General features: G+C 71.6%; 19 protein-coding genes. 9 read left to right on the top strand and 10 right to left on the bottom strand.

Translation table 11 applies throughout. From position 1 onward, the window contains the following. The first annotated feature begins 163 nt into the window (after positions 1-163). A complete protein-coding gene (locus ACZ79I_RS02315; RefSeq protein ID WP_471493580.1) occupies positions 164-676 on the top strand; it encodes a hypothetical protein in 513 nt (170 codons plus the stop codon). Positions 677-767: 91 nt separating this feature from the next. Then, positions 768-1,163 (top strand): hypothetical protein, encoded by a 396-nt coding sequence (locus ACZ79I_RS02310; RefSeq protein ID WP_471493579.1) that lies wholly within the window; start codon positions 768-770, stop codon positions 1,161-1,163. Between the two features lie 18 nt (positions 1,164-1,181). On the opposite strand, the gene ACZ79I_RS02305 is transcribed toward ACZ79I_RS02310, so the two are convergent. From ACZ79I_RS02305 to ACZ79I_RS02290, 4 genes are all read right to left on the bottom strand, one after another. Beyond that, the gene (locus tag ACZ79I_RS02305; protein WP_471493577.1) at positions 1,182-1,442 is read right to left on the bottom strand and encodes a hypothetical protein; all 261 of its coding nucleotides are present in this window, start codon (positions 1,440-1,442) and stop codon (positions 1,182-1,184) included. 82 nt (positions 1,443-1,524) lie between these two features. Continuing rightward, complete coding sequence (locus tag ACZ79I_RS02300) at positions 1,525-2,352, bottom strand: SAM-dependent methyltransferase (RefSeq protein ID WP_471493575.1); 828 nt, start codon at positions 2,350-2,352, stop codon at positions 1,525-1,527. An 85-nt stretch (positions 2,353-2,437) separates the two neighbouring features. Continuing rightward, complete coding sequence (locus ACZ79I_RS02295) at positions 2,438-2,689, bottom strand: DUF397 domain-containing protein (RefSeq protein ID WP_381076616.1); 252 nt, start codon at positions 2,687-2,689, stop codon at positions 2,438-2,440. Beyond that, positions 2,686-3,558, bottom strand: a complete 873-nt coding sequence (locus ACZ79I_RS02290; protein WP_471493573.1) for a helix-turn-helix domain-containing protein — start codon at positions 3,556-3,558, stop codon at positions 2,686-2,688. Before ACZ79I_RS02290 ends, ACZ79I_RS02295 begins: the two co-directional genes overlap by 4 nt. Before the next feature lie 299 nt (positions 3,559-3,857). Here ACZ79I_RS02290 and ACZ79I_RS02285 point away from each other — a divergent pair, with 299 nt between their 5' ends. Next, a complete protein-coding gene (locus ACZ79I_RS02285) occupies positions 3,858-4,340 on the top strand; it encodes an ATP-binding protein (RefSeq protein ID WP_471493571.1) in 483 nt (160 codons plus the stop codon). A 63-nt stretch (positions 4,341-4,403) separates the two neighbouring features. On the opposite strand, the gene ACZ79I_RS02280 is transcribed toward ACZ79I_RS02285, so the two are convergent. Beyond that, positions 4,404-5,594, bottom strand: a complete 1,191-nt coding sequence (locus ACZ79I_RS02280; RefSeq protein WP_471493569.1) for a hypothetical protein — start codon at positions 5,592-5,594, stop codon at positions 4,404-4,406. Positions 5,595-5,713: 119 nt separating this feature from the next. Next, positions 5,714-6,952, bottom strand: coding sequence for a PP2C family protein-serine/threonine phosphatase (locus ACZ79I_RS02275; protein WP_471493567.1), 1,239 nt, complete (start codon positions 6,950-6,952; stop codon positions 5,714-5,716). A gap of 253 nt (positions 6,953-7,205) precedes the next feature. On the opposite strand from ACZ79I_RS02275, the gene ACZ79I_RS02270 reads away from it, so the two are divergent. Then, a complete protein-coding gene (locus tag ACZ79I_RS02270) occupies positions 7,206-8,018 on the top strand; it encodes an SAM-dependent methyltransferase (protein ID WP_471493565.1) in 813 nt (270 codons plus the stop codon). Between the two features lie 58 nt (positions 8,019-8,076). Here ACZ79I_RS02270 and tgmB read toward each other — a convergent pair whose 3' ends face one another. After that, positions 8,077-9,054, bottom strand: coding sequence for an ATP-grasp ribosomal peptide maturase (tgmB, locus tag ACZ79I_RS02265; protein WP_471493563.1), 978 nt, complete (start codon positions 9,052-9,054; stop codon positions 8,077-8,079). Positions 9,055-9,070: 16 nt separating this feature from the next. Beyond that, positions 9,071-9,262 carry a putative ATP-grasp-modified RiPP gene (gene tgmA / locus ACZ79I_RS02260; RefSeq protein WP_471493561.1) on the bottom strand — a complete coding sequence of 64 codons (192 nt, stop codon included), beginning with the start codon at positions 9,260-9,262 and terminating at the stop codon, positions 9,071-9,073. Positions 9,263-9,686: 424 nt separating this feature from the next. Between tgmA and ACZ79I_RS02255 the strand changes: the two genes are divergently transcribed. Further along, positions 9,687-10,544 (top strand): aldo/keto reductase, encoded by an 858-nt coding sequence (locus ACZ79I_RS02255; protein WP_471493559.1) that lies wholly within the window; start codon positions 9,687-9,689, stop codon positions 10,542-10,544. Positions 10,545-10,642: 98 nt separating this feature from the next. On the opposite strand, the gene ACZ79I_RS02250 is transcribed toward ACZ79I_RS02255, so the two are convergent. Further along, a complete protein-coding gene (locus ACZ79I_RS02250; protein ID WP_471493557.1) occupies positions 10,643-12,232 on the bottom strand; it encodes an MFS transporter in 1,590 nt (529 codons plus the stop codon). A gap of 294 nt (positions 12,233-12,526) precedes the next feature. On the opposite strand from ACZ79I_RS02250, the gene ACZ79I_RS02245 reads away from it, so the two are divergent. Further along, positions 12,527-13,318: a DUF429 domain-containing protein gene (locus tag ACZ79I_RS02245; protein WP_471493555.1), complete on the top strand. Its 792-nt coding sequence runs from the start codon at positions 12,527-12,529 to the stop codon at positions 13,316-13,318. A 31-nt stretch (positions 13,319-13,349) separates the two neighbouring features. On the opposite strand, the gene ACZ79I_RS02240 is transcribed toward ACZ79I_RS02245, so the two are convergent. After that, positions 13,350-13,853, bottom strand: a complete 504-nt coding sequence (locus ACZ79I_RS02240) for a TspO/MBR family protein (protein ID WP_471493553.1) — start codon at positions 13,851-13,853, stop codon at positions 13,350-13,352. Between the two features lie 451 nt (positions 13,854-14,304). On the opposite strand from ACZ79I_RS02240, the gene ACZ79I_RS02235 reads away from it, so the two are divergent. From ACZ79I_RS02235 to ACZ79I_RS02225, 3 genes are all read left to right on the top strand, one after another. Further along, positions 14,305-14,733 (top strand): cupredoxin domain-containing protein, encoded by a 429-nt coding sequence (locus ACZ79I_RS02235; RefSeq protein WP_471493551.1) that lies wholly within the window; start codon positions 14,305-14,307, stop codon positions 14,731-14,733. After that, positions 14,730-15,152 carry a multicopper oxidase domain-containing protein gene (locus tag ACZ79I_RS02230; protein ID WP_471493549.1) on the top strand — a complete coding sequence of 141 codons (423 nt, stop codon included), beginning with the start codon at positions 14,730-14,732 and terminating at the stop codon, positions 15,150-15,152. The genes ACZ79I_RS02235 and ACZ79I_RS02230 overlap by 4 nt, the downstream gene beginning before the upstream one ends. A 438-nt stretch (positions 15,153-15,590) precedes the next feature. Next, positions 15,591-16,460 carry an HAD family hydrolase gene (locus tag ACZ79I_RS02225; RefSeq protein ID WP_471493547.1) on the top strand — a complete coding sequence of 290 codons (870 nt, stop codon included), beginning with the start codon at positions 15,591-15,593 and terminating at the stop codon, positions 16,458-16,460. Positions 16,461-16,462 lie beyond the last annotated feature (2 nt).

Raw genomic sequence — 16,462 nt, 5'->3', positions numbered from 1 at the left:
CCTCTTCATGCTCGCGCGAGCCTTCGCCGCACCCTTGCCGGAATACAGCAAGATCGAAGTGCGGCATTCACGGCACCGCGTGAGGATGGCGATCAAGAGCGGAGGGCGAGCTTCGTGAAAGCCGGGAACTCCGCTGAATCATGCACAGGAGAAAGAGGGAACCATGACGGCAACGACGGAAAGCGCCACGCGCGAACGGGCAGGGACGGGCGAGGAAGAAATCGGTGGCGAATCCGCCATCGGCCCGATCCTGCTGGCGACACTGCTCGCCCGTCGTGAGGAGCGCGGTGGTGAGTCGCTGGTCGAGCATCCGTTGCTGCTGGCGGCTCTGATGCGTCGTCGTGAGGAGCGCGGTGGTGAGTCGCTGGTCGAGCATCCGTTGCTGCTGGCGGCTCTGATGCGTCGTCGTGAGGAGCGCGGTGGTGAGTCGTTGATCGAGCATCCGTTGCTGCTGGCGGCTCTGATGCGTCGTCGTGAGGAGCGCGGTGGCGAGTCCATCATCCAGCATCCGCTGCTGCTGGCGGCCCTGATGCGCCGTCGTGAGGAGCGTGGCGGTGAGTCGCTGGTCGAGCATCCGTTGCTGCTGGCGGCTCTGATGCGTCGTCGTGAGGAGCGCGGTGGTGAGTCGTTGATCGAGCATCCGCTGCTGCTGGCCGCCCTCGCCCGCAACTGCTAGGACGTGGCGAGCCCTCCTGCCCTCCGACGGCGGCGCATCCCGATGCCGGAGGGCAGGCCCCGCACATCGATCAACCACTTGAGGAACCACCATGGCAGCTGAGTCCGGCGGAGAATCGGAACGGGATCCCGTAGAGGCATTCATCGACGAGGTATTCGAGGAAATGGTGCGCGAGGCTGGAATTCCGCATGCCGGCGCCGGTGTCAAACACGGAAAGGACCCGTTGGCGGCAGCCCTGGTCGAAGCGGCTGTGGCCTCGCTGTCCCAGCCCGCGCCCTCAGGGGCGTCGGAACTGGAAAGGGTGCTGTTCGCGCAGGCCCTCGCGAAAGCGCTGGCGGAATCCCTGGCACCCGCCCTGGCGGACGCACTGGCCGTGGAGATCATGAAGGTGCTGAACCAGCATGCGAGCCCCGGGGCCGGCGGACAACAGGAATCCGTCGGCGCGACCACCCGCAACCGTCGCCCGTCCGGTGGCGGCACCACCTGACACCGGAGCGGGCGGGGCTCATCCGCACCCGGTCCCCGGAACGGCGCCGCCGTCGCGCGAGGGCCTGTTGACCTCCGCGAGGTAGTCCCGGCACAGCGCGGCGCCGACCGGGCAGCGGTACGGCCGGCACTGCCTGCAGTACGACACATGGGCCACATAGGCCCGATAGCTCTCCAGATCCGCAGGGACACGACGCTCCCGCACGTCATGCCGCTCCGCGGCGCCGTGCACCGCCACCCCGTGACGGGTGCGCGGGCGCACCGGGTTCTTCGACGACATGTGCCACGTCCCCTTCCGGGCCGGGGCCGGGTACGCGCGACGGCATGGACGCTCACCGCGCGTACGGCGGCAGACGCTGGTGTCAGGGCTTGATGCCCACTCCGGTCCACAGGCTGACTTCGGCGTCCGTCGGCTGCTCGGCCGCGGAGCCGTCCTCGGGCGAGGCGTCGGAACGCCAGCGGTGGCCGACGGCGATGCCGGGGTCGAGCAGGTCCAGCCCGTCGAAGAAGCGGGCGACATCCTTCTGGGAGCGGAACTGCACGGGTGTGCCCGCGCTGGTGTAGATGTCGGTGACCTTCTCCCAGGTGGGCGGGTCGAAGTCGGGCGTGCAGTGGCTCAGGGCCAGGGCGCTGCCCGAAGGCAGGGCGTCCAGCAGCCGGTTGACGATGCCGTACGGGTCCTGGGCGTCGGTCACGAAGTGCATCAGGGCGTTCAGGGACAGCGCCACGGGCCGGTTCAGGTCCAGCACCTCGGCCAGCTCCGGCGCCTCCAGCAGTGTCTCGGGCTCGTTGACGTCGGCCTCGATGTACATCGTGCGGCCCTCGGCGGTGCTGCGCATCAGGCGCTCGGCGTACTTGAGGACGAGGGGGTCGTTGTCGGCGTAGACCACCCGGGCGTCCGGAACCACGGACTGGGCCACCTGGTGCAGGTTCGGCTCGGTGGGGATGCCGGTGCCGATGTCCAGCCACTGCCGGATGCCGTGCTCCTGCGCGAGGACCCGGGTGGCCCGGTGCATGAAGGCCCTGTTCTCCCGGGCGCACACGAAGATGCCGGGGTAGGCGGCCGCGACGGTTTCCGCGGCCTTCGTGTCGATCTCGAAGTGGTCCTTGCCCCCGAGGTAGTAGTCGTACATGCGCGCGGAATGCGGCCTGCTGGTGTCGATGCCCCGCGCGGCGTGCGAGTTGGTCATCATCTCCCCTTCAATGGTGTACATCGGCTGTGCGGGGCAGGTCGTAGCCGGGACCGACCCGGATCCTTCCCGCTCGTGCGTTGGTTCAGCCGGCCATCAGATGGTCGGCCAGGCCCTTCTTGACGCCGGCGACGAACGCGGCCATCTCCTCCGGTGTGTAGATCAGAGCGGGACCGGCGGGGTCGGTCGACTGGCGCACCGCCACCCGCCCGTCGGCCAGTTGCTTGGTCTCCACACACTGGCCCCCGTTGGGGCCGCTCCACGGGCACTCCCACCCCTGCTCGCCGAGGTCCGAGGCGGGCATCCCGTTGTAGACAAGGCCGTCGGTGGCGGTCATGAGTACTCCTTGCGCATGCGGTTCAAGATCGCCTTGCTGCCCGCGGACGAGGTCAGCAGCGACATCCGGTTGTGCGCCTCGAGATGGGCGACGACGTCCGAGCGCTGGTCCAGGTACACGGAGGCGGAGAGGATTTCGCTGTAGACGATGTCGGGCAGCTCCGGCTCCTCGAACCGGAAATAGGTGAAGGGCGCGCACGCACCGACGTGGGCACCCGCGGTGAACGGAACGATGTCGAGGCTGATGTGGTCCAGCTCCGAGACCTCAAGGAGCCGGTCGATCTGTTCCCGCATCACCTCGGGGCCGCCCACCACCCGGTGCAGCACGGCCTCCTCCATCACCACCCACAGCGTGGGAGCGTCCGCTCTCTCCAGCAGGCTCTGGCGGCGCAGCCGCAGACCCACGCGCCGCTCCAGGTCCTCCTCGTTCTCGTTGGGGAAACCCCCGCGCAGGACGCCGCGCGCGTACGCGTACGTCTGCAGCAGCCCCGTGACGTAGTGGGGCTCATAGGTCCGCAGGGTCTTCGCGCCGGACTCCAGGCTCACATAGGCGGTGAACCAGCCGGGCAGCACGTCACGGTACGCATGCCACCAGCCGGGCTCGTTGGCCTGCTCGGCGAGGGCGACGAACTCGTCGATCTCCTGCCGGTCGGCCCCGTAGGTCTCCAGCAGCTTCTCCACGTAAAGAGGCTTGAGGCCGACCTCCGCCTTCTCCAGACGGCGGATGGTCAAGGGCTTCACCCGCAGGGCCCTGGCGGCGTCGTCCAGCGACACCCCCGCACCCTGCCGCCTGTCCTGCAGCCGCCGGCCCAGGATCATACGCAGAACGGTGGGTGCACCGGTGCCGGAACCCGAACGAGCCTCGCTCACGCCCAAACCTCCTGAGGGACAGTCACCAGCACCAGTCTGACAGCGACTTGATGATGTCACCAGATGCGTATCGTCTTCTTGAAATTATCAGGGAGCCGGTTGCAGCGTGAACTGCGCCATGAGCATAGTTAGTTGTGTGAGCGAATCAGCCGGCGCGAGCACACCGTCGTCAACCCCGCGCGCACCCCGCGGAGTCGGCGCGCCCAGGTGTCCGAGCCGCAGGCCGTACCGCAACGCCCCCCTCGGACGGGTCCGCTGCTCACCTTCCCCGTCTCCCGCCCCCATGGAAGGCGACCACCGTGTCCCCCCACACGACCCCCTCCACCCAGCTCTTAGACGCCGCGGGCCCGCACCGGGCACACCGGCTGGACCTCCCCGCGCACCGGTCCAGCGTCGGCGTCGCCCGGCGCTCGATGGGCGCCTGGCTGGCCTCTTGGCGCCTGCCCGACGAGATCCGTGACGACGCCGTCCTCCTCGTCTCCGAACTGGTCACCAACGCCGTCGTCCACACGCTCAGCGCACGGGTCCTGTGCGGCGCCGAACTTGTCATGGACAGGCACCTGCGCATCGAGGTGCACGACCAGGGCCACGGGCGCCGCGGCCTGCCGCCGTGCCGGCCGGGCACCGACGACGAGAGCGGCCGGGGCCTGCTCCTCGTGGAGGAACTCGCGGAGAGCTGGGGAACCGGCCCCTCCGGGCTCACGGGGGGCAGCGCGGTGTGGGCGACCCTGACATGGCGCACCGCGGGCCCGGTGTCCTGGCCGTTCGCCCTGCCCTCGTGACCACGGCCGGACGGACGCCGGTGGGGCGCCGTCGCGCGGCGCCGGCCCGGCCGTGCACGAGGGTCAGGTGACGGCGCCGCTCGGCGGGTGTCCCGTCCCGGCGCGCTGCGCCGGGGGCGCGGGCCGTCGCCCACGGCTCCAGGGGCGGGGCCGGCGCTCGCCGCGGTCACGGACCGGCCAGAACAGGACGTACGCGGTCGAGACGGCCACGAAGCCCAGGCGGATCAGCCCACGGGCCGAGTCGTCGGGAACGACGAAGACACTGCCGTACAGCGTGATCAGGGCGATCCAGCTCCACCAGGGAACCAGGCGCCGCTGCCCGATCACATCCCACAGCAGGGTCCCCAGCAGGACGGACGCGGTGTAGTACGTGTAGACGCTGGGGTCCAGCGCGATCCGGGCGTTCGCGCCGAGCAGGACGACCGCGGACCAGCGGCCGCGCCAGACGGCGAGGCAGCCGAGGGCCAGGCCCAGCGCGGCCTGGGCCGGGCGGTCCCAGGGAGGGGTCTGGGGATCGCCGACGCCGAGCCAGCGCAGGGCGGACGCCGGCTGGTTGGGGATGGTGAACTCGGCCGCGGCGAACGAGTGCGGGGCGCCCACGAAGAACGGCAGCCAGGCCAGCGCGACCAGGCCCGCGCACCACAGGCCCGCGCGCGGCCACCGGTCCCTCGGCAGGGCGAGGAGAAGCGGCAGAAAGGCGAGGGCGGTCGGTTTGGAGTCCATGGCGAGGGCCAGGAAGACGCCGGTCGCAGCCGCGTGGCCGAGGGTGACGGAGCGTACGGCCAGGGCCGTGAAGAAGAGCGCCAGGACGTCGTCGAGGTGCCCGAAGCGGACCGCCACCTCGATCCACATGGGGATGAAGGCCAGGCCCGCGATGAGCACGCGCTGCCGCAGCCGCTGGTGGTTGGTCCCGGTGCCCAGGAAGTGCCAGGCGGCGCTGCGCCCGGCCAGCACCAGTATCACCAGGCCGAGCAGGGACATCACGGCGGCGGCCAGCATCTGCCCGACGGCCTCGGGGAAGGGGTTGAACAGGCCCGCCGCCAGGAAGCTCACCGGCCCCATCTGCAGTTCGGGGTGGTGGGCGTACAGGTTCAGCCCGCCGTCGCCCCTGCCCGAGGCACCCTCGTAGATCAGCTTTCCGCCGGTGCGCAGATAGTGCCAGGAGAAGCCGCCGTGCGGCTCCACCAGGGCGAACCAGAGCACTGTCCAGACGGCGAGCAGCGCCAGGTGCCCCCGCTGCCTGATGACGGGCACGTGCCTTCCCTTCGGTTCCTGTCCCTTGCGGAGGGGCCCCGGATGCCGGGGCCCCTCCTTGGAGATGGAGGAACGGGAGGGAAGGTTCTGCCGCCGCCGCAATCCGGCGGCCGTGTCGCTCACTCCTTCGCGGGGATCAGTTCCGCGAGCAGGAGCGTCCGGTCGTCCGTGCCGGCGCCGGCGGACGCGCGGTGGAGGAGCCGCTGGCACCGGGACTGCAGCGTGCCGGGTCCCGCGGCGTCGGCGGACTCGGCGGCGTCCGTGTCGAGGAGCCCGGCGAGCAGCGAGATGCCCTGCTCGATGTCGGTGTGGCGGGACTCGACCAGGCCGTCGCTGTAGAGCAGCAGAAGGGTGGGCTCGGGCACGAGCAGCACGGTGGGCTCGTAGGTGCCCGAGCCGACCCCCAGGGGCAGGCCCGCGCTGCGGAGCGTGATCGGTGCGCAGTGCCCGTCCGGGCCCCGGATCAGCGGGGGAGGGTGGCCGGCGCCCACGAAGGTGCAGGTGCGGCTCTGGGCGTCCCACTCGGCGTACATGCAGGTCGCGAAGGAGGCTCCCGGAGTGTCGCAGGCCAGGTCGTCGAGCCGGCGCATCAGGTCGCCCGGGGTGATGTCGATGCCGGCCAGGGTGCGCACGGCCGTGCGCAACTGGATCATGGCGACGGCGGATTCGGGGCCGTGCCCCATGGCATCACCGACGACCAGTCCGATACGGCCGCCCGGCCTGGGCAGTACGTCGAACCAGTCACCGCCGATGATGTTGTCCTGCCCGGCGGGCAGATAGCCGTGGGCGATGCGGCACCCCTCGAACGACTGGGCGGTGGCCGGGAGCAGACTGCGGCGGATGGCCAGCGCGGTGCGGCGCTCCCGTTCGTACCGGCGTGCGTTGTCGAGGGCCACACAGGCCCGCGCGGCCAGCGACTCCACGACCGCCGCGTCCTCCGGCAGGAAGGCGGCGCGGCCCGCGCCACGGCTGCAGACGATGAAACCGGCGGAGGTGCCCCGCAGATGCAGCGGCACGATGAGGAAGGAGGCGTGCCGGAGGAGACGGCCGATGCGGGCGTCGTCGCCCCCGGAGGCGCTCAGCCGTTCGGACGTGTGGGCGTCGACCTCCTCGAGGAGTTGTGGACGCCTGGTGGCGAGGGAGCGCGCGTACGGCGTCTCGCGGGGGAAGACGATCACCTCGCCGACCGGGAGCATTCCCTCCCAGTCCATGCCGTCGTGCTGTCCCGCGCGCAGGGCCAGCCGGCGGGCCTCGATCTCGGACGGTTCCGCGGCGACGTAGGCGTTCTCCTCGACGAGCCAGCGCTCCAGCAGGTAGACCGAGGCCGCGTCGCAGAAACCGGGCGTGAGCGCGTCCACGATATGGCGGCCCGTCAGGTGCAGATCGAGTTCCGAGCCGATGACGTCGGCCGCGGGGGGAATGACGGGGCGCAGGCCGCCCGGATGTGCGGTGGAGGGTGCGTCGTCGGGATCGTTGAGCGCTTCGTTCCGCAGGGTCGTGCCTTTCCGGGTGGGGCCGGTCGTGATCCCGCAGCACGGCCTTTCGCCTCGCTGCCGGTCACGGCAACTATATGATGGGGTATCAAGATCACCGGCCGATGGGAGAGTTGCGGTGCACGGTAGCGAAGGTCTCCCGAAGGGCGTCGAGCCGAACAAGGCGAGCGTCGCCCGGATGTATGACGCCATGCTGGGGGGCGAACACAATTTCGCCATCGACCGCGAGGCGCTGGCGGCCTTCACGGCCATCGACCCCCAGGTACGCATGCTGGCGCGGGCCAACCGCGCGTTCCTCGGGAGGGCCGTGCGCTTCCTGGTCGACGCGGGGGTGCGGCAGTTCATCGATCTCGGCTCGGGCATTCCCACCCAGGGCAACGTCCACGAGGTCGCCCAGGCCGCCAGCCCGGGGGCACGGGTGGTCTACGTGGACAACGACCCCGTCGCCGTGGCGCACAGCGCGTCCCTGCTGGCCGACAACCCGGACGCCGAGATCGTCGACGCCGACATCCGGCGGCCGGCCGACATCCTGACGTCCCCGCAGGTGCGGAAGCTGATCGACTTCGAGCAGCCCGTCGCCGTACTGATGATCACGATCCTGCACTTCATCACGGCAGAGGAGAACCCGGGGCGCGTCGTGGCCGACTTCCGGGACGTCCTTCCCGAGGGGAGCTGGCTGGCGCTGACGCACGCCACGAACCAGGATCGCCCGGACACGGCCGCCGCCGTGGGCCAGCTCTACCGGTCCAGGGCGACCTCGCCGGTCACCGCACGTTCCCGGGACGAGATCCTCGCGTTCTTCGACGGTTTCGACATGGTGGAGCCCGGTCTGGTCCACGTCCCCCTGTGGCGCCCGGACCCGCAGGAGCGGATTCCCGGCGACCCGTCGGAGTACTGGGTGTACGCGGGCCTGGGCCGCAAGCGTCCGTGAGCGGACCGCGCGGCGCGTGGCGCGTGGCGCGGCTTCTCGCGGCCGGGGCGCCCCCGGCTCAGGGGGTCACCGGCGCGGGCCCGGCGGGGCGTGACTCCGGACCGGGTCCGTGACGTGCCAGCCATTCCGCGATGGTGCGGGCGATCGGCTGGCCCGTGTCCAGTTCCACGAATCCGAACTGCCCCGCCTGGTTGCACTCGAGGAACCACCAGATCCCGTCGGCGTCCTCCACGAAGTCGAAGGCGCCATAGGCGAGTTCGGCCTGGTGCAGATAGGCGCGGACGGCCGCGGCGATGCGCGGCGGCACGTCGGCGGGCTGCCAGGGGCCGGTGGACGGGGCGAAGCGGACGTCGACGTCGTCGGCGTCCGGCACGGCGGGTTTGCGGGCGGCCAGGAGCCGGTCACCCACGGCCGTGAGGCGGATGTCGGCGAGTTTGGCGATCCGCCGCTGCAGCAGGGTCGGGCCGAACGCGACCGCGGTGAAATCCGCGTCCGGAGCGATGCGGGTCGTGGGTATGGCCCGGGGCGGTTCCTGCGGGTGCGTGCCGGAGACGGGCTTGACCACCAGGTCCGGGAAGCGCTCGGCGAACTCCCGGGCGGCCTGCGGGAATGTGGTGATCAAGGTGGCCGGCACCGGCAGTCCGCTGCGCTGGGCGAGGCGGAGCTGCCACGGTTTGCGACGGGCCCGGCGGGCGGCGTCGGGGCGGTTCATCCAGCGCGCGTGAGTGCCGTGCAGCATCCCGTAGAGGGCCTGTGAGGACTCCTCGGTCAGCCAGGCGGACGGCTCGGCGACCCGGGCCGCCGGAACCCCGGGCCTGCGCACCCACACCGAGCGCAGTCCGCTCGTGCTCACCAGGCGGCCGCCGGCGGACAGGTGCCCGCGGAAGGTGCCGTGCACGTACTCGCCCGAGAGGGCCACCCCGCCGGGGAGGTCGGCGGGATCGAGCCGGACCACCGGCACACCGGCGTCGTTCAGTTCGGCCACCACCATGTCGGCCGTCACATCCTGTTCACTTGTCAGGATCAGCACGGTCATCGTCGCCGGTCCGCGTTCAGTCGTCGAAGTGCGTCTTCGAGCCCGCCGTGGAGGTCGTCGCCCCGACTTCTCGCAACACTGCGTAATCGTGTGCGGCGATCCGGCCGTCCGGGAGCACGTTCAACTGCAGTGCGGAGTCGTAGCTGTACGGAGCGCTGATCTCCAACTCCTCGGCAGGCCGAGCATAGTTGAGGGCGAACAGTCGCATCGTCTCTCCTCGTTCCGTGCCTTCACGCGCAAGCGGACCGTAACGCTCCGGCATCATGTCCACCTGTCGGGTCGCTCTGCTTCCACGGAGTTATACGAATCGAACGAGTGAATGGTTGCCTCACGCTCGGTAACCACGGAGCCCGCCCGGACGCTCTTCCCTTCCGGCATCCACGATCCGCCTTCCGTTCACATGCCCTTCGATGCTCTGGGACGTGCGACCCGACGTTGTGGATCCGGTCACGGTCACCGCAGGGAGCACCGTCGCCCATTCAGATGAGACGTCGCTGAATGCGTTCTCCTTCTTCTATTGGACCTCCGGCCGCGGGCCGACAAGGCTGGGACGCGTCGCCGCCGCCGGGCCGTTCCCGCCGGCGCCGGCCCCGTTCCGGTTCCGCGCGACAGCCGAAAGAGGTCCAGAACCCATGCACACCCGCCGCATCGGTGACGTCGAGGTCAGCGCGATCGGCCTGGGCGGTATGCCCATGTCGATCGAGGGCAGGCCGGACGAGGCACGGTCCCTCGCCACCGTCCACGCCGCGCTCGACGCCGGCGTGACGCTGATCGACACCGCGGACGCCTATCACCGGGACGCCGACGAAGTCGGCCACAACGAGACCCTGATCGCCAAGGCCCTCGCCTCCCACGACCGGGGCGCCGACGTCCTGGTCGCCACGAAGGGAGGACATCTGCGCCCCGGCGACGGCAGTTGGACACTGGACGGCTCACCGCGGCACATCAAGGAAGCCTGCGAAGCCTCCCTGCGCCGCCTGGGCGTGGAGGCCATCGGCCTCTACCAGTTCCACCGCCCCGACCCCGAGGTCCCCTACGCGGACTCCATTGGCGCGCTGCGCGAGCTGCTCGACGAGGGCAAGATCCGTATGGCCGGCATCTCGAACGCCGGTCCGGACCAGATCCGCCAGGCCGACGAGATCCTCGGCGGCCGCCTGGTCTCCGTACAGAACCAGTTCTCGCCGGCCTTCCGCTCCAGCGAGCCCGAGCTTCGGCTGTGCGACGAACTCGGCATAGCCTTCCTGCCGTGGAGCCCGCTGGGCGGTATTTCCCGGGCGCGTGAACTCGGCTCGCACTACGCGCCGTTCGCGCGGGTCGCGGAGGCCCACGGGGTCAGCCCGCAGCAAGTGTGCCTGGCGTGGATGCTCGCCAAGTCGCCCGTCGTCGTCCCGATCCCCGGCGCCAGCCGCCCGGAGACCATCCGTGACTCCGTGGCGGCCGCCGAACTCGGTCTCACGGCCGGGGAACGCGCCGAACTCGACGCCGTGTGACCTCCGGACACGCGCCGCCCGGTGGTATGGACTGGACGGCGCACCCCCCGGCGGCCCCGGCGGCCCCCGGCGGCCCCCGGCGGAACGCTCCGGGCACTTCAGGTGCCTGCCGGGGCCGGGCCCCGCCGCGGGGGCCGGCGCGGCATGAGCACGTACGCCGCGACCAGCAGCAGCAGGGGCAGGAGAGAGACGGTCAGCATGGTCAGCCGCAGGCCGTCGGTGTAGTCGAGCCCCAGGGACAGCCCGGAGGACTGCCGCAGGAGGTTCGGGTCGTACCCCGCCGCGCCCGGGCTGGTGGACATCGAGCTCGTGACCGTGTCCACGGCCTGCCGGGCCCGGCCCAGTGACACGCCGCGCGCCTCGGCGTCCGCCATCCATCTGCGCTGGAAGAAGAGGTCCAGCAGCAGCAGATACACGGTCGGGCCCAGGGCGCACCCCGTCATGCCGAACGCGGGCTGAACGGCAGCCGTGGTTCCGGACTTGCCGGGCGGCGCGTGGGACAGGATCGTCTCGGACGCCGGTGCCGAGGTGACCACGGTGCCGAGGTTGCACAGCCAGGTGGCCAGGACGAGCAGCCACAGCGGCATGGCGGGAGCGGCGGTGGCCGCCATCAGCACACCGCTCGCCAGGAGCAGCAGCAGACCGGTGAGCAGGACCGGCCGGGGGGAGTACGCGCCCGTCATGCGCCCGGCGAGGACGCCGCAGACCACGATCGCCAGGGTGCCGGGCAGGTACAGCAGTCCGATCTGCCCTGCCGGCAGCGCGAGTACCTTGCTGCCGAACTGCCCCAGGACGACGCCGAACCCGGCGGAGAGGAGGTTCAGCGTCAGGGCCGCCAGCACGGCGACGGCGAACGCGGGACCGCGGAAGAGCGCCAGGGGCATCGCGGGGTGCGGTGTCCTGCGCTCGTGCCGCACGAACGCGGCCGAGGCCAGCACGCTCACGGCCAGCGGCGCCCATGCCGCGGGGCGGCCGATGCCGTTCTGTGCCGCGCCGATCCCGTGGACGAAGGTCAGCAGGGCGATGCCGAACAGGACGACTCCGGCGATGTCGAGGGCGGCGGCGTGCCCTACGGGCGGCACGGAGACGTACCGCACGATCAGCACCAGGGCCAGCGCCGACAGCAGCGGGGCCAGGAGGAAGATTCCCCGCCAGCCGAGCACGTCGGCCACCACCCCGCCCACCGCCGGGGTCACCCCGTACAGCAGCATGTCGGTGGCCATGAAGATCCCGATGGCCGCGGGCCGGGTCTTCGGAGGCACCGAGACGGTGAGCAGGGCCAGCGACAGCCCCAGCATCGCGGCCATGGTCAGCCCGTCGAGGAGGCGCATCGCCAGGAGGAACGGAAACCCGGGCGAGAGCGCGGACAGCAGGTTGGCCACGATGTTGGCCAGGAGACCGGCGACCAGGAGCCGCTTGAGTCCATGGGCGTCTCCGAGGCCGCCCACGGCGAGGACGGCGGAGGCCACGACGAGGGTCGCGGCCCCGCCCAGGAACCCGATCAGCTGGGGCGGGACCGCGAGGGCCCGGCTGACCAGGGGAAGGTTCAGGCTCAGCATGAGCGGGTCGACCGCGGTGACGGAGAAGGCGATGGACGGTCCGAGAACGGTCAGCACAAGCGCCGCCGTCATCCTCGGCCGCGCCTCGGCGACCCCCTTCGTGCCCTCGGCGCCGTCATCGGTTCCCATCGGCACCCCGCCCGCCGAGCACGTCCCCGACCACAGCATCTCCCGCGTCCGCACTCCGCCGAGGCCACCGACGCTAGCCCGGCCGCCTCGCGCGTACGGGCGTTTGACGGACGACGCGCGCGGGCTGCCCGCGTTCGGGCCAGCCCGCCCGCCGCGCGGGCAGCGGCAGCCACCCACCCGGCCGTGCGCGGCCCGGCTGTCCTCGTGGGCGCGGTGGCGGGCCGGGCCCGGTGCGCCGTCCGCGGTCACCGCGTGGTGGCCGGGCCGTCGGGGGCGCTGCGGAAGGATGGCGCCATGACGCAACGGCAGGCGGTGACGGTCGGCGTCGACCTCGCCGCGAGCGCGCGACGCACGGCTGTGTGCCGCGTGGACTGGGGACGCCGGGACCTCTTGGCGGCCGAGTTCGTCGTGCCTGAGAGCGACGAGGATCTGCTGGGGCTGGTCCGGTCGGCCGGCAAGACGGGGCTCGACTGTCCGCTCGGCTGGCCGTCGGATTTCGTGGCGACCGTGGTGGCCCATCACCGCGGCGAGCGGCTGCCGCCTCCCGCCAGGTTCCGGGAACGTGCGGACGGCAGGCCCGGTCTGGACGCGCTGCGGTTCCGGCTGACCGACGACCTCACCTGGAAGGCGACCGGGATGCGGCCCCCGCTGTCGGTGTCCACCGACCTCCTGGGCGTCGTGGCGCTCAGGGCCGCCCATCTGCTCGATGTCCTTACGGCGACCGGCACGCCCGTGCCCCGGGACGGATCAGGACCGGTCGCCGAGGTCTACCCCGCCGCCGCCCTGCGACGCTGGGGGATCCTCGTCACCCGCAGCTACAAGAACGCCACCCCCGAGGCGCGTACCGTCAGGGAGCGCATCACCGGCTCGCTCGAGGCCGGCCTCGGGCTGCCCCTGCCCGAGCCGGTGCGCGCACGGTGCGCCGACAGCCACGACCATCTCGACGCCCTGCTCTGCGCCCTGGTCGCCCGCGCCGTGCAGGTCGGCGACACGGCTTGGCCGGGCACCGACGACGAGCGTGCCGCCGCCCGGACGGAGGGCTGGATCCACCTGCCCGGAACGGACCTCGCCGCCCTCCACGGCTGACGCCGGGGCCGCGGCCCGGTCGCCTGCCGGCTCAGGGGTTGCGGCGGGCGACGGAGAGGCTGAGCGCGGTCGCGAACCCGCACCAGGCGGCGTAGGGAACGAGAGCGAGGGCCGCCGTGGTGTCGGCCCGCGCGCTGCGGCGGATCAGCTCGGCATTGCTGATGTCCAGCAGCAGCGTGCCGACCACGCCGGCCTTGGGGCTGCGGCAGCCGAAGAACAGCCGGTTCCAGCCGGCGTTCAGCGCCAGGTTCGCCGCCAGGCCGGTGGCCACGGCGCGGCGTCGCCCGCCTCGGGCCCGGGCCAGGGCGCGGCCTCCGGCCCAGGCGACGGACGCGTACAACGGGGGCCACACCACGCCGAAGACCCACGGCGGCGGCTGCCACGGCGGCTTGCTCAGCCCGCGGTACCAGTCGCTGTCCGGATCCACGGAGCGCGCCCCCGTCACCGCGGCGGCCGCCACTCCCAGCGCGGTGGCCGCGTAGTACGGCCACGGCCGGGCGGCCCGCCGGCCCTCATGTGTCGTCGTCCGTCCCATGCCGTCATGCCTGCCCCGAGGCCGCCGCTGCGTCCCACCGTGTGTCCGGGACGTCACGCCGGTGGGCCCACGGGTCTCCCGCACATGAGGAACGGCGTTCGCCCGGTGAGGAGCCGCACCGCCGCTCGCCCGGCCGGCCGGGGCCGTGCCAGGAGGACGTGGCGGCTGCCCCCGCGCCGGCACGTGGGGAGGGGCCCGATCGGCCGTCCGAGGATGCGACGGCCCTGGACGCGGGGTGGGATGAGCAGGGCAACGATCGAGTTCCGGCTCCGGCGGTGCCGCGATTCGGATCCTCCCCGGCCGACACGCGGAGAGACTGATGAGATCCCGGCTGAAGCTGAGCTGCCGTGCTGCTGCCGCTCTCCTGGTGGCGGCCACGACTCTGTCCGGGTGTGGCGACGATCCGCCCGCCTCGTCGCCGACCGCGGGACCGCGGGCGCCGGGAGGGGCGGTGCGGGGCACGCCCCTGCGCGACCCCGCCGAACTGGTGAGCCGCAACGGGATCCTGAGGGCACGGCTCGTGGTGGAGCGGCGCAAGGTCGAGGTGGCCGGCCGTCGGCTGTGGGCCCTCACCCACAACGACCGCTACATGCCCCCGACGCTCCGCATCCGCCCGGGAGACAGGGTGGAACTGGACTTCGTGAACAGGCTGGGCCCCCATCCCGTCTCGGCCGCCCAGGTCGCCGGGGGACTGTCGGGAATCATGGTCGTCGACGGGCTGCAGCGGTACCTGCCGCCCGGTCTGCGCCATGTCACCGAGCACGTCATCGCGCTCAAGGACTTCCAGCTCCAGGGGGACACGGTCAGAACCCAGGGACTGCACATCGGCGCGCCCACCCACCGCACGGTCAACGGCCAGACGAACCCCAAAGGCCGGTGACCCTGCCCACCGACTTCGCCCCGCCCGAGGATCTCAGTCGCCTCCCCGTCGCCGCCCGGCGCACCATCGTGTTCTCCGAGAACAAGGCGGGGACCGAGTTCTTCGTCAACGGCAGGCAGTTCGATCCGAACCGGGTCGACATCAGGTCCAGGCTGAACACCGTGGAGGAGTGGACCGTCCGCAACGACAGCGACGAGGAGCACTCCTTCCACGTGCACACCAACCACTTCCAGTTGATGAGCAGCGACGGCCGGGCCCGTCACGGTCACGGCCTCCAGGACACCGCGAACGTCGCCCCCCGCGGGCGGATCGTCATCCGGGTCCGCTTCACCGACTACACCGGCAAGACGGTCCTGCACTGCCACATCCTCAACCACGAGGACAAGGGGATGATGGCGGTTCAGGAGATCGTCGGATAGCCGCGGTTCCCGCCGGCTCGCGTATCCGCCGGGCGGCTGCCGCGCACCGGCCGAAGCTGCCGGCTCGCCGCCGCGCGCCGCGCTTGCGACCGCCCGCCCCAGCGCACGGCGGCGTGCGGCTCGCATACGCCGGAACGACGCGTACCAATCTTTGCGGCCGCGTACGCCGCCGTACTTCACTATTCGTGTACGGCCGCACGGGATCGACGTTTTCTTCGGTGGGCCAAGGGTGAAACGGCCCCGAGCAGGTATGTGCTTGGCGGGTTTGTCACCCACACGTGCGTATTGCGATGGCAAAGCCTCAAGATTTCCCGGGTGGAGCGTAGCGTTCATCCTGTTCCCCATTCCGGATGCGCCTGGGACCACCGCAGTCTGCGGTGAGTGACCACTGTATGTACGGACCAGCCATCGTGGGCTGTGACGTCGTGCTTTCCCAAAGTGAAGGGAATACAGCGGGCGCACCGGCACCCTGACTGGCGGACCTCGCCATCCATCGGCGGCTCCGTCCTGTACCAGAACGGCAACCACATGACAGCCCACCGGATTTTCGACTGGACACCGCAAGCCGTCGTCTTCGACTGCGACGGCACTCTGGTGGACTCCGAACGGCACTGGGAGCAGGCGCGTGACATCGTGCTGCGCGACCACGGGGCCGTGCCCGACCCGGAGTTCGCGGCGCGCAGCAAGGGGCTGCACTACGCCGAGTGCGGTGCCCTCATGGCACGCCTCGCCGGCCGGCCGGACGCGAGCGAGGAGATCACACAGCAGCTTCTCGCGACGTTCCGCGCCCTCGTCGCGCAGCACCCCGTGGCCGTACGCGGGGCGCAGCTGCTGGTGACGAGACTGGGCCGGTCCACACCGCTGGCCGTGGCCAGCAACTGCCCTGCGGACGTCGTCGAGTTCTGCCTGCAGTCGGTCGGCTTACGGCACCACTTCCGGCACATCGTCGTGCCGGGCGCAAAGGTCCTTCCCAAACCGCGCCCGGACGCCTACGTGGAGGCCGCGCGGCGTCTCGGCGTGGACTGCGGCAGTGCCCTGGCCGTGGAGGACTCCGTCAACGGGCTGAAGGCCGCCGTCGACGCGGGGCTCCGCGTGATCGGAGTGGGCCGGCGGCCCAGCGAGGAAGCACTCGCCCTCGCCGATCTGTGGGTGGACACACTGGACGATCCACGGCTGCTGGCCTGGGTGGACGGCGGGCCCGCCGCCCACCGGAAGGAGGCCGACGGCGCCGCCTCGTCCGGCACGGCACAGCCGACGGTCCCCCCGCAGGGCGGACCGGCGGACTCCGAAACCGGGGCCAGGTCCTGACC

It is taken from the genome of Streptomyces sp. PSU-S4-23 (genome assembly GCF_055632315.1).
This window is presented reverse-complemented; position numbering and strand designations above follow the sequence as displayed.